Raw genomic sequence first — 11,813 nt, 5'->3', positions numbered from 1 at the left:
ACTGGCCCCATGCGGGCGATCCGGGTACACGAGGTGGGCGGGCCCGAGGTGCTTCGGCTGGAGGAGCTTCCCACGCCCGAGCCAGGGCCGGGGGAGGTCCTCGTCCGTTTGGAGGCCATTGGGGTCAACTACATTGACACCTACAAGCGGAAGGGCCTCTACCCCATGCCCCTTCCCTTCACCCTGGGGGAGGAGGGGGCGGGGGTGGTGGAGCAGGTGGGGGACGGGGTCTTGGGGGTGCGCCCTGGGGACCGGGTGGCCTTCGCCAACGTGCAAGGGTCCTACGCCCAGTACCAGCTCGTCCCCGCCGAGCGCCTGGTGCCCATTCCCGAGGGGCTTAGCCCCAAGCTGGCGGCGGCGGTCCTCCTCCAGGGCATGACGGTGCACTACCTCCTGAAGAGCACCTACCCCGTGGGCCCCGGGACCCAGGTCCTGGTGCACGCCGCCGCGGGGGGCGTGGGCACCCTCCTCGTCCAGTGGGCCAAGCGGCTTGGGGCCACGGTTTACGCCACGGCCAGCACCGAGGAGAAGCGGGCCTTGGCCCGCTCTTTGGGGGCGGACTACGCCCTTCCCTACGAGGGCTTCGCCGAGGCGGTGAAGGCCCTTTCTGGGGGCGGGGTGGACGTGGTCTACGACGGGGTGGGGAAGGACACCTTTTTGGGGAGCCTCGAGGCCCTGAGGCCCCGGGGCTACCTGGTCCTCTTCGGCCAGTCCTCGGGCCCCGTGCCGCCCCAGGACCCCCAGATCCTAAACCGCAAGGGAAGCCTCTTCCTCACCCGCCCCACCCTCCACCACTACACGGCGAGCCGCAAGGAGCTCCTTTGGCGGGCGGGGGAGGTCTTCCAGGCGGTGCGGGAGGGGTGGCTTAAGGTCCTCCTCGGGGCCGAGTTTCCCCTGGAAAGGGCCAAGGAGGCCCACGAGGCCCTGGAGGGGCGAAAGACCACGGGCAAGGTCCTCCTAATCCCCTAGATAGCGGGCCTTCCAGGCCTTTAGGCCCTCCTCCGGGAGGTAAGCCCCCCGCACGGTGCAGGCCAAGGCGGCCAGGGCCGCCGCCCCCTTTAGGCTTTCCTCCAGGTCCTCCCGAGAAAGGCGAGGGAGGCTTTCCTTGGTGTAGCCCTTCCGCAGGAGGAGGGCGAGGAGGCCTGCCGTGAAGCTATCCCCCGCTCCTACCGTGTCCGCCACCGGCACCGCCACCGCCTCCACCCGCACCGCCCCCTCCCCCAGGAAGCCCAGGGCCCCTTCCTTCCCCAGGGTGAGGACCTTGAGGGGTGGGGGGAGCCTGCGCACCGCCTCCACGGGGTCTTCCGGGAAGAGGAGGGCGGCGTCCTCCAGGGAGAGCTTCAGGAGGTCCACCCGCGCTAGGTAAGCCTCTATCCACCCCCTTTCCTCCCCCGTGAGGGGGTGGCGCAGGTTGGGGTCATAGGAGAGGAGGGCCCCTTCCCGCTCCGCCTCCTCCAGGAGGGCCCAAAGCCCTTCCGCCGCCCGCGCCTCCAGGGCGAAGAGGGAGCCGAAGTGGAAGGCCTGGGCCCCCTTCAGGGCCCCACCTTCCAAACGGAAGGGTTCTTGGAAGGGACGATGGAAGCTGTAAAGGGCGTTCCCTCCTTGGTCCAAGCGCACCAAGGCCAGGGGCATGGGGGTGGGGTGGCGTTTGAGCCAGCCCTCCAGGCCCCGCCGCCCCATCTCCTCTTCGCTCCAGGCGGAAAGCCAGTCCTCCCCCACCTCCGAGAGGAAGCGCACGGGAAAGCCAAGGCGGGCCAGGGTGGTGGCGGTGTTCAGCACCGAGCCCCCCAGGACCCCGGTGAAGCGCAAGGGGTTTTCCCCTTCCAGGATGAGGTCCACCAGGACCTCGCCGCACAGGGCCAGCATGGGTCCATTATGCCCCGGCTGGCTTCACATTCTTTGGGGGAAAGGTGGTATAATCCTTCCCGCAACCAGGGCAACCCCGCGCGGTCTTCATGGCGCCCTTCGCTTTTATCCCGCCCATAGGAGGTGCAGGATGCTTGGAGGATATGCCCACAGGATCGCCCGTATAGACCTCACCAGCGGCAAGGTGGAGTACTTTGCCCCCGACCCCAAGGACCTGGAGATGTACGTGGGGGGGCGGGGCCTTGGGGTGAAGTACGTGTTTGAAAACGGCCCCCAGGTGGACCCCTTCAGCCCAGAAAACCTCCTCGCCATCATGAACGGGCCCCTTTCCGGCACCCGGGCCAAGATGTCGGGGCGGCTCGCCGTGGTGACCAAAAGCCCCCTCACCGGCACGGTGACCGATAGCCACATGGGAGGCTGGACCGCCGCCAAGCTGAAGTGGGCGGGGTTTGACGGCCTCCTCATCAAGGGGGCCGCGGAAAAGCCCGTTTACCTCTTGGTGAAGGACGGGGAGGTTTCCATCCGCGACGCTTCCGACCTCTGGGGCAAGACCACCCACGAGGTGCACCGCATCCTCCGCGAGCGGCACGGGGAGGAGGCGGACGTGATGGCCATCGGGCCCGCCGGGGAGAACCGGGTGCGCTTCGCCAACTGGATCAATAACGACGAGCGGGCGGCGGGCCGCGGGGGCACAGGGGCGGTGGCGGGGAGCAAGCGGCTCAAGGCCATCGTGGTGGTGGGGAAGCAGGACCACATGCCCCAGCCCAAGGACCCCGAGCTTTGGCGGGAGGCGGACCGGCTGGCCTCCGCCACCATCAACGACCCCAAGAACGTCACCGCGCCCAAGAAGGGCGGGCTTTCCCTCTACGGCACCAACGTCCTCATGAACATCACCAACGTCATGGGGGCCCTGCCCACCTTTAACGCCCAGCACACCTGCATAGACGGGGTCCAGACCATCTCCGGGGAGTACATCCGGGAGCACCGCCTCGTCAAGGACAACACCTGCCACGCCTGCCCCGTGGCCTGCAAGAAGATGGTGGAGGTCCACGTAAACGGCAAGACCATCCGCTTTGAGTCCTACGAGTACGAGTCCGCCTGGGCTTTGGGGGCGCACTCGGGCCACACGGATACTGACTGGACGGGCTACGCCATCTACCTCTGCAACGCCTACGGCATGGACACCATTGAGGCGGGCAACGCCATCGCCGTGCTCATGGAGGCCACGGAGAAGGGCTACTACCAGGGCGAGGACGGGATTCGCTTCGGGGACAAGGAGGGGGAGATCCGCATCCTGGAGGCCATCGCCCACCGCAAGGGGGTGGGGGACATGCTGGCGGAAGGCCCGGCCCGCTTCGCCAAGGCCATCGGCCACCCGGAGATCTCCTTGGAGGTGAAGGGCCAGTCCATCCCCGCCTACGATCCCCGGGGTCTCAAGGGCATGGGCATCGCCTACGCCACCTCCAACCGCGGGGCCTGCCACCTCCGGGCCTACACCCCCGCCTCGGAGATCCTGGGCGTGCCCTACAAGACCGACCCCCTGGCCTGGGAGGGCAAGGGCAAGCTCACCAAGCTCTTCCAGGACCTTTCCGCCTTCACCGACTCCCTGGACCTCTGCAAGTTCAGCCAGTTCGCCGAGGGGCCCGAAGAGTACGCCAAGCAGCTCGCCGCCTACTGGGGCCGCCCGGTGACCCCGGAGGAGATCCTGAAGATCGGGGAGCGCATCTACAACCTGGAGCGCTACTACAACAACCTGGCGGGCTGGGCTGAGGGCTCGGACTACCTGCCCAAGCGCTTCCTGGAGGAGCCCTCCGACTGCGCCGGTTCCAAGGGGCAGCGCACGGAGCTGGACCTCATGCTGGAGGAGTACTACCGGGAGCGGGGCTGGGAACGGGGGGTGGTGCCCCCGGCCAAGCTGGCGGAGCTGGGCATCCTTTCCCAGGCGGCGGGCGATTAGGCCCTCCGGTCAGGACCCCGGCCCTAGGGGCCGGGGTTTCCTTTAAACTCCCGTTATGCCCAAGGTGAACCTTTACGCCACCTTCCGCGACCTCACGGGAACGAGCCACCTGGAGGTGGAGGGCCGGACCGTGGGGGAGGTGCTGGCCAATCTGGTCCAGGCCTACCCCAAGCTCAAGGAGGAGCTCTTTGAAGGGGAGGCTTTGGCGGAGCGGGTTTCGGTCTTCTTGGATGGGCGGGACGTGCGGTACCTCGAGGGCCTTTCCACCCCCTTGGCCCCGGAGGCCACCTTGGACCTCTTCCCCCCGGTGGCGGGCGGGGCGTTGACCCGGAACTTTGGCGCCTTCCCGGCCTGGCTTTTGGAGGAGTACCTCGCCTCCTGGGGAGGAAAGAGGCCGGAAGAAGGCCTTTACGCCCTGCCTGGGGCCAAGGTGCGCTTCGCCGAGGCGGAGCCCCTAAAGGTGGGAAGCCTCAGCGTCCCCCAGCTTTGGGTGGAGGTGGAAGGGGAGGAGGCGGAGGCCTGGTTTAACCGCATCGTCTTCGCCGCAAGCCGCGGGGGCGGCTAGAGGCTAAAGAAGGCGTAGCCTTGGGCGTGGACCACCTCCACCCCCAAGGGGGTGCGGTAGCCCCTTAAGGGGTTCGCCCCCAGGAGGGGGGTGTGGCCGTGGACGTGGAGCCGGGGGCGGAAAAGGCGGTGGAAGAGGAGGAACGCCCCCGCCCCCCGGTGGGGGAAATCCTTCCCCGCCGTGGGTCCTGGGGGTGGGGCGTGGGTGAGGAGGACGTCCACCGCGCGCCCTCTAAGAAGCCGCCTGGGTAGGAGGAAAAGGGGCTTGAGGGCCAGGCGGTAAAGCTCCGTTTCCGCAAGCTGCCCTTCCCCTTCCCGGTAGCGGGGCACCCCGCCGATGCCGTAGAAGAGGAGGCCCCCGTGGCGGAAAAGCCTCCCGTGGAGGTTCACCACCCCCCCGGGGCGCTTCTTCCGTCCCTCTTCCCACACCCACTCCTCCCCGTGGTTGCCGGGCACAAAGAGCACGGGCACCGCCACCTGGCTGGCCACGTACTCCAGGTACTCCCCCGGCAGGTCCCCCGCCGCCAGCACCAGGTCAAAGGGGGGAAGGTTATGGGGGAAGCGGGGGGAGTGGATGTGGGGGTGGACCTGGTCGGAGAGGAGAAGGAGGCGCACGCTTCTTTTCATTTTGGCAAAAAGGCGCAAGGATAGGAGCGTGCGGGCTTACACCACGGCGCACCTTTCCTTCGCCCTGCCCGAGGGGCACCCCTTCCCCCTCTACAAGTACCCGGGGGTGGCGGAGGCCCTAAAGGGCCTCCTTCCCATCTTGCCTGCTCCAGAGGCGCCCAAGGAGGCGCTCTACCTGGCCCACGAGCGGGCCTATCTGGATAGGCTCTTTACGGAAGGGCTTACCCGGGAGGAGTCCTTGCGCCTGGGCCTTCCTTTCAGTCAGGGGCTCCTAAAACGGGCCCTCCACGCCGCCGGGGGAACCCTGCGGGCGGCGGAGGACGCTTTGGAGCTGGGGCTTGGCCTTAACCTTGCAGGCGGCACCCACCATGCCTTTCCGGGACGGGCGGAGGGGTATAGCCTCTTCAACGACGTGGCCGTGGCCATCCATTGGCTGCGGGCCAAGCGAGGCTTTGGGGGACGGGTCCTGGTGGTGGACCTGGACGCCCACCAGGGCAACGGCACCGCCTTCTTTTTCCAAAACGACCCCACGGTCTTCACCCTCTCCCTCCACGGGGAGCGGAACTACCCCTTGAAAAAGGAGAAGGGCGACCTGGACGTGGGCCTTCCCGACGGCACAGGGGACGAAGGCTACCTCCGGGCCCTGGAAGAGGCTTTGGAGAGGGCTTTCGCCTTTCGCCCGGACCTGGTCTTTTACAACGCCGGGGTGGACGTCCTAAAGGGGGACCGCTTTGGCCGCCTGGCCTTGAGCCCGGAAGGGGTGGGGCGGCGGGACCTTTTGGTCTTTCGCTTCGTCCGGCGGCTTGGTGTGCCCCTGGTGGTGGTCATGGGCGGGGGGTACAACCGGGACCCCGCCCTCACCGTGGCCGCCCACGCCCTGACCTACCGCCTGGCCCTAAGCTCCTTGGCGTAGGTGGCCACCGCCTCTTCCAGGCTAAAGCCCAGGCTCCGGTAAAGCTCCAGGGCCCCTTTTTCGTGGTCGTGGGCCCGCACCCTGAGAAGCCTCACCCCCTTCTTCCGGGCAAGCCTGGCCGCCTCCGCCAAGAGGGTGCGGCCGATGCCCTTTCCCCGGGCCGCGGGCACCACGCCGATGTAGGCCACGCTGGCCTCCTGGTCCTCCAGCTCCACCTCGGCCATGCCCACCGGCGTTTCCCCTTGGTAGGCCACCAGGAGGTGGATGGCGGGGTCGGCGAAGTGCTCCAGGAGCTCCTCGTCCGTCCACTTGAGGCGCAAGGCCCAGCCTTCCTCGCTTTCCCGGTAGAGCTCCCGGTAGACCCCGGGCCCGGGGAAGCCCTCCCGGATCCGCACCCCCTCGGGGGGAGGGAAGTCCAGGCCCTCCGGGTTTTTCATGAAGAAGTAGGTGACGTGGAGGAGGCCGTAGCCCGCCGCCTCCAAGGCCCGGCGCACCCCTTGGTTCTCCTCCCGGGGAAAGGCGTAAAGCCTTTCCACCCCAAGCTCCCTGGCCCGCTTTTCCGCCGCTTCCAGAAGGGGGGCGAGGTCCTCTTCCCGGTAGGCCAAGGGCCCTTCCAGGGCGGCCCCATCCCAGAAGGGGTAAAGCCCCACGTACCCCGCCACCTCCCCCTCCCGGAGGAGGACGAGGCCGTCCTCCAGCTCCTCGGCCAGGCCCTCGAGGTCCCGCGCCTCCGGGGCCAGGACCCCCCTTTGGGGGCTTTCGTCCATGAAGCGAAGGAGCTTGAGAAGCCCCGGGAGGTCCTTGCGGGCCACGGGCCGGATCATGCCCTAAGTCTACCCCTAAGGCCCATCGGGCCGCTAGGGACAAGGGTCCAGGTTGAGGGCCTTCACCACCCCTTCCTCCCCGTAAAAGTCCACCACGGTGAGCCGGGCGTAGTCCTGCTCCAGCCTCAGGCCTTCCTCCGGGGGAAGGGGCAGGGCCAGGCTTAAGGCGGCGCGGTTTAGCGTGCAGTTGCCCACCACCAGGAGGGCCTGGCCCCGGTGCCGCGCCAGAAGGGTCCGCACCGCCTCCCGGCCCCTCGCCCACGCTTCCCGCACGCTTTCCCCCAAGGGCGGGGCGAAGCCCGCCTCGTCCGCCATCCAGGCCCTTACCGCCTCGGGATAGAGGGTTTCCACCTCGGCGAAGCTTTTCCCCTCCCAAGCTCCCCAGCTCCGCTCCCGAAGCTCGGGGAGGAGGGTGTGGCCCACCCCCAGGGCCTGGGCCAGGAGGGAGGCGGCTTCGCTTTCCGCCAGGCTGTCGGCGGCGTAGACGTGGGCCACGGGGTAGCGCCTGAGGAGGGGGAGGAGGGCGTGAAGGGCCCACCTGCCTTCCCCCGAGAGGGGGAGGCCTGGGTGGCTGTAGAGGAGGTGGTGGGGGTTTTCCACCGGCCCGGCGCGGGTGAGGAGCAGGGTGGTCTTGGGGTGGGGGCCTTGCAGGAAGTGGGCGAGGAGGCCCATGGCCCTAGACCTAACCACCCCTTTTGTCAAGCCCCCCTCCATCAACACCGACGCACACGGCCCATGCCGCACGTGCCAGGTGATTTGCTAGAGCAGTTATAGCTACCTTCTTCGGCTTCCCACGAGCCACGAGAGCCTCCACCCACGCCCGACGCTCGGGGTCAAACCTCGAGGCCTGGAGCGCCGCCCACCAGAAGGCGGCCCGCAGAGCAGGAGGGCCGAACCTCGAGATGCGCCCCACCTCGGGGAGAGTGCCCGACTGATAGACCCAAGGCGTCAGACCCGTGAAAGCAGCGTACGCCCGAGCAGACCGGAAGCGCCTCATATCCCCAGAATAGGCCAGAACACGAAGGGCCAAGGTGGGACCGATACCCGGCAACGACTGGAGGGCCACGTACCACCTGGTCAGAAGAGGGTCAGACTCAACAACCAACCGAGCCCGAGCCTCCACTTCTCGCCGCAACGCCTCAAGCTCAGAGCCAACAAAGCCCAATAGACCAGCCAGACCAGGCGCAACGTACTGCCAGGCATGCAGGCGGTTCAGCACCCCGCCCCGGTCAGAACGTATGCCACCCGCCAAGCGCACCAGCAACGAGAGCAACATAAGCGCCTCGGGGATAGGCTCATAAGGCGGAAGCTCATGGTAGCGCTCAGACACGTAGCGGGCTATCAGACAGGCATCCACCCGGTCCGTTTTAGCCCGTCGGAGCAGAGAACGGGCATACGACTTGACCGCCAAAGGGTTGACGACGTAGACCGAATGACCCGCCTGACGCAAGGCATACGCCACCGGCTTATGGTAGCTACCCGTAGCCTCCACACCAACCACCGAACCCGGCGGCAACCACGCAACTAAGTCAGGGATACCGCCCGGGTTAGCAAAACGCCGGACCTCAGACCCATAAGCTACATCCAACCACCTAGCGGATACGTCCACGCCAACAAAGACCACACCACCCCCCAAAAGGGCAGGCCCCCGGCACTCTTATAACCGGCCACAACGGGCCAACCTAACCAACGCCGGGGACCCTAGGCCAGTCTAGGGCACGACCACGCAGGCCAGAATACGGGGCGGCCTACTGCCCAGAACCATTCTACCGCCTCATGCGGTAGATACCACGCCGAGGGTCATAAGGGCACCGACCAAAGGCCACATAGGGGCAATGCCGCTTATACCGGTTAACTTGCATAGCCAAGGAATGGGGCATACCGCATACCGGGCACCTAGCCACCCCACGCAAACCGGGACCAGTCAAAGCCCGGCCCCGCGTCCTCTTCAGGAGCAGGTACGTGCCCAGGAGAAGAACCGCCAATAGGAGCAGGGTCATGCAAAGAGTTTACCCAGGCATCCCAACGCTCACGTAGCACCTGCCATGCGGGACGACCTTCCCGGTACGCCGCCGCCAGCTCCTCCATAGTCAGGTACGGCATACCATCTACCGCACGGGGCTTATCCCTACGGCCCCGTACTTTGGAAGAGTCCCAGGACAAACCCATGCGCTCAAAGATAGCCCGCTTCTTAGGGTCCAGCTCACGCTGAAGGCGGACGATAGGCGGCTCAAAGATGGCGTACGTATCGTAGCAGGCCGCCGCTAGGGGGTCCAGAATGACGATGGAGTTTCGGGCAATCCCCTCGTAGATGCTCCGAGTTTGCTTCTGCATCATGCCAAGGGACTCGTCCATGATGGACGTGTACCGGAGAACCTTGCGGCCCCGGGACCACGGGAGGAGCAGGAGCCTGAGAGCAAAGGGAGCCGGCCTAGCCCAGTAGACGAAAGCCACCAACTCACGGACTATAGCGTCCACCGAACCATAGCGTTGAGTAGCCAGGTACACGTCCACGCCCACCTTACGGTGCTGGGACCAAAACGCAATGACCTCAACTGGGATTAGGTCAAACTGGCGCGACGGGAGCCACATGTGGGCTTCATCAAACAGCAGGACCCCGTCATGCACGTTGAGAAGCTCGGCATAGTCCCGTATCTCGTGGATTAGGTCAGTGCGCAATACGGCTTCCCGGTGAGAAAGACGCTTCCGCTTACGCAGGTAGTGATAGACATTCTCCCGAATGAAGCCGAAGTTAGCATAGACCGGCCTAGGCCTATCTGCCGCCAAAGCCTCAAGACCCTTCAGAACCAGGGCGTAGCTTTTGCCCGACCCGGGTATACCCACAAAGGCTTCTATCACCGGCCACCTCGGATGAAGGTAATGACCCGCCATGCGGCCATCAATCCATAGAACGTCAGCCACAAGCTACCCACCGCTAAGGCCTCGGATATGGGCAGTATTTGGTTAGCCACGTTGAAAGCGGGAATAACCACGTTCCACATAAAGGACCACTCTTTAGGCATATTGGGTAGCAACGCAACCACAAGCCCAGCAAGCTTAAGGGGCAAAACCAGTATGTTGCCCAGGAACCAGAAAACCACAGTCAAAACCCACTGGATAAACTCAATGAGGAGGTTCCAAGCGTGGACAAAGACCCACTGCAAAAGACCCAGAAACCAAGTGGCCACCGCCTGGATAGTGGCAACGAGCCAGGAAAAGAAGCCCCCTATAGTGCTAGCCAGCCACTGCAACAGGTCCAGCAGGCCACTGATGATTGCGCCCATGCTTCACCCCCTATTCCCAGTGAAGAGAACCCCCAAAACAAAAGAGGATACCTAACCAGCTCAAAAGGCCCCCCAAGCCCCTTCCCGCAGACCAGCGTAGCGGGGGGGCCACCCCGTCAAGGGTGCTACGCACCCCTCGCCCGCCCGGCGACGCTCCACCCGTCCTCGTGCCCTCCGGGGAACGCAGAGGTCTACGTGCGGGCTCGGGGCCAGAGGCCCTTGACGGGGACCCCGGCCCCCCCACACCCCAAAAAGCTTGGGGAAGGGGCTTGGGGAAAAATGGCTTGGTGGGCGGTTTCATAATCTCACCCCTGAATGTCCAGCGCACGCCGGATTAGGAGGAAAGCGGCCCCAACCCAGACCATCATCGCGAGGATAGGCCGGAAGGTGGCGGCCGTTTGCCAGAATGGGGTGTTGCAAATGTCCACCTGGGCTTGCCACTCCGCTATGGGCACCGTGAAAGCGCACTGCGAAGACCCTGTTTGTACCCGGAAGTTCCAGGCGGTCAAGATGGCGAACGGGAACTTGTTCGCCGCCTGTTGACGCAGTCTCCCCAACTCCTCACGCCACCGGTCCAGTACTTGTTGCTCAAAAGGTTGCCACAGCTCCTGCAACTCGCTTACCCGGGGCAGTTTCTGCCGCTCCTCCTGGGGGATACCGGGCAACTGCACATCACCAGGCTTAACCGGAGCCGGACCACCCGGCCACTGGGGTTCACCCGGGTTCTGCTGTGTTGGGGGTTCCCCCTCAGGATGACTGGCCGGGTCCTGGGGATTAGTGCCCTGGCTTATCTCTACGTCATCAGGCCAGCCGTCTCCGTCTGTATCCGGTGAACGCGTGGCAGGGTTAGTGCCAGTACTGGGTTTAGACGTAGCGTCATACGGGTCAGTACCCAGCTCAACTTCCTTGAGGGTAGGCCAGCTGTCCCCGTCAGGGTCTCCGTTAGGGTCAGGGTAGACGTTAGGGTCGTTGATAACATCGGGCCACGGCACGCCCTTCCTATTCGCTTCCCTCCACTCCACCGGGTCAGGCCAGCCGTCTCCATCGGTATCTATATCCGGACGGGTGAAGGGGTTGTCCGTCCACTGGTTAGGGTTAGGAACCGGTTCAAACTGGACTCCCGGGTACGGGGCAGAAGGTGAGCCGATAGGAACACTATCCAGATAGGTTCCAACCGCAGTCTTCACTCCATTAGCCGCATCAGGATGATTGACCAACCAGTCTGATAGCGGAGGCCGGTCAGCCTGCCGATAGTACCAGTACTTGCGCCCATCGACAACAACAGGACCATACCACCGATACCCCTCCCTAGCACCGAAACGCCCAACAACGTAGTCCATGGCAGACTGAGGGTTAGGCACGGCACACGAGTCAGGACTCAGCCAGTCCCACTCCCTACCCGCACCCGCATAGAAATAGATCCAGCTATACCTCCCAAAATACGTATCGCAACCACCTTCCCTGATATAGTACACCCACGGACCACCCTGCCAGTGATACCACTCGTCAAGGGAAGTTCCTGTCTCACGCCGCAGGTAGTTATAGTAATAGTCTAAACCCGCCGCCACTAGTGCCGCCCCGAGGACTATGGAACCGCCCCAGCGCACGTAGCGGCCTACGGTGGCCTGGCGGCGGAACTGAGCGTTAGGCCACCGAATAATCTCGTCCAGGGTCGCACCCTGAACTGCTCCCTTTATTGCGTCCTTGAACTGGGTTCGAGCGAGTGAAGGCCCCCCTACCAGCAGGAGAGCCGCCAGCAGGAGGGCCTTCCTCATACG

General features: G+C 65.1%; 12 protein-coding genes. 4 read left to right on the top strand and 8 right to left on the bottom strand.

What is annotated here, in order from left to right:
• The first annotated feature begins 9 nt into the window (after nt 1-9).
• Nucleotides 10-969, top strand: coding sequence for a quinone oxidoreductase (locus QT17_RS09875; RefSeq protein ID WP_039459604.1), 960 nt, complete (start codon nt 10-12; stop codon nt 967-969).
• On the opposite strand, the gene QT17_RS09870 is transcribed toward QT17_RS09875, so the two are convergent.
• Nucleotides 958-1,866, bottom strand: a complete 909-nt coding sequence (locus tag QT17_RS09870; protein ID WP_039459603.1) for a carbohydrate kinase — start codon at nt 1,864-1,866, stop codon at nt 958-960. The two genes, QT17_RS09875 and QT17_RS09870, sit on opposite strands and share 12 nt — an antisense overlap.
• 130 nt (nt 1,867-1,996) lie before the next feature.
• Between QT17_RS09870 and QT17_RS09865 the strand changes: the two genes are divergently transcribed.
• Entirely contained in the window at nt 1,997-3,823 is a 1,827-nt protein-coding gene (locus tag QT17_RS09865; protein ID WP_039459601.1) for an aldehyde ferredoxin oxidoreductase family protein, read from the top strand.
• Between the two features lie 55 nt (nt 3,824-3,878).
• The gene (locus QT17_RS09860) at nt 3,879-4,388 is read left to right on the top strand and encodes a ubiquitin-like small modifier protein 1 (protein WP_039459599.1); all 510 of its coding nucleotides are present in this window, start codon (nt 3,879-3,881) and stop codon (nt 4,386-4,388) included.
• On the opposite strand, the gene QT17_RS09855 is transcribed toward QT17_RS09860, so the two are convergent.
• A complete protein-coding gene (locus QT17_RS09855) occupies nt 4,385-5,014 on the bottom strand; it encodes a metallophosphoesterase (protein ID WP_081995810.1) in 630 nt (209 codons plus the stop codon). The genes QT17_RS09860 and QT17_RS09855 overlap by 4 nt on opposite strands.
• A 28-nt stretch (nt 5,015-5,042) precedes the next feature.
• Here QT17_RS09855 and QT17_RS09850 point away from each other — a divergent pair, with 28 nt between their 5' ends.
• Nucleotides 5,043-5,927 (top strand): histone deacetylase, encoded by an 885-nt coding sequence (locus tag QT17_RS09850; protein WP_039459714.1) that lies wholly within the window; start codon nt 5,043-5,045, stop codon nt 5,925-5,927.
• On the opposite strand, the gene QT17_RS09845 is transcribed toward QT17_RS09850, so the two are convergent.
• From QT17_RS09845 to QT17_RS13680, 6 genes are all read right to left on the bottom strand, one after another.
• Nucleotides 5,897-6,751, bottom strand: coding sequence for a GNAT family N-acetyltransferase (locus QT17_RS09845; RefSeq protein ID WP_039459595.1), 855 nt, complete (start codon nt 6,749-6,751; stop codon nt 5,897-5,899). The genes QT17_RS09850 and QT17_RS09845 overlap by 31 nt on opposite strands.
• 33 nt (nt 6,752-6,784) lie before the next feature.
• Nucleotides 6,785-7,423: a histidine phosphatase family protein gene (locus QT17_RS09840; protein ID WP_039459594.1), complete on the bottom strand. Its 639-nt coding sequence runs from the start codon at nt 7,421-7,423 to the stop codon at nt 6,785-6,787.
• 10 nt (nt 7,424-7,433) lie between these two features.
• Nucleotides 7,434-8,360, bottom strand: coding sequence for an IS110 family transposase (locus QT17_RS09835; RefSeq protein ID WP_235283908.1), 927 nt, complete (start codon nt 8,358-8,360; stop codon nt 7,434-7,436).
• Between the two features lie 287 nt (nt 8,361-8,647).
• Nucleotides 8,648-9,610, bottom strand: coding sequence for a zonular occludens toxin domain-containing protein (locus QT17_RS09830; protein ID WP_081995807.1), 963 nt, complete (start codon nt 9,608-9,610; stop codon nt 8,648-8,650).
• Complete coding sequence (locus QT17_RS09825; RefSeq protein ID WP_039459592.1) at nt 9,607-10,035, bottom strand: hypothetical protein; 429 nt, start codon at nt 10,033-10,035, stop codon at nt 9,607-9,609. The genes QT17_RS09830 and QT17_RS09825 overlap by 4 nt, the downstream gene beginning before the upstream one ends.
• A gap of 305 nt (nt 10,036-10,340) precedes the next feature.
• The gene (locus QT17_RS13680; protein ID WP_152607374.1) at nt 10,341-11,810 is read right to left on the bottom strand and encodes a hypothetical protein; all 1,470 of its coding nucleotides are present in this window, start codon (nt 11,808-11,810) and stop codon (nt 10,341-10,343) included.
• Nucleotides 11,811-11,813 lie beyond the last annotated feature (3 nt).

The organism is Thermus sp. 2.9 (genome assembly GCF_000794385.1).
In the GTDB taxonomy this organism is placed as follows: domain Bacteria; phylum Deinococcota; class Deinococci; order Deinococcales; family Thermaceae; genus Thermus; species Thermus thalpophilus.
This window is presented reverse-complemented; position numbering and strand designations above follow the sequence as displayed.

Coding starts and splice junctions, on each gene's coding strand:
- QT17_RS09875 (WP_039459604.1), top strand. CDS start 10: ATGCGGGCGATCCGGGTACACGAGGTGGGCGGGCCCGAGGTGCTTCGG.
- QT17_RS09870 (WP_039459603.1), bottom strand. CDS start 1,866: ATGCTGGCCCTGTGCGGCGAGGTCCTGGTGGACCTCATCCTGGAAGGG.
- QT17_RS09865 (WP_039459601.1), top strand. CDS start 1,997: ATGCTTGGAGGATATGCCCACAGGATCGCCCGTATAGACCTCACCAGC.
- QT17_RS09860 (WP_039459599.1), top strand. CDS start 3,879: ATGCCCAAGGTGAACCTTTACGCCACCTTCCGCGACCTCACGGGAACG.
- QT17_RS09855 (WP_081995810.1), bottom strand. CDS start 5,014: ATGAAAAGAAGCGTGCGCCTCCTTCTCCTCTCCGACCAGGTCCACCCC.
- QT17_RS09845 (WP_039459595.1), bottom strand. CDS start 6,751: ATGATCCGGCCCGTGGCCCGCAAGGACCTCCCGGGGCTTCTCAAGCTC.
- QT17_RS09840 (WP_039459594.1), bottom strand. CDS start 7,423: ATGGGCCTCCTCGCCCACTTCCTGCAAGGCCCCCACCCCAAGACCACC.
- QT17_RS09825 (WP_039459592.1), bottom strand. CDS start 10,035: ATGGGCGCAATCATCAGTGGCCTGCTGGACCTGTTGCAGTGGCTGGCT.
- QT17_RS13680 (WP_152607374.1), bottom strand. CDS start 11,810: ATGAGGAAGGCCCTCCTGCTGGCGGCTCTCCTGCTGGTAGGGGGGCCT.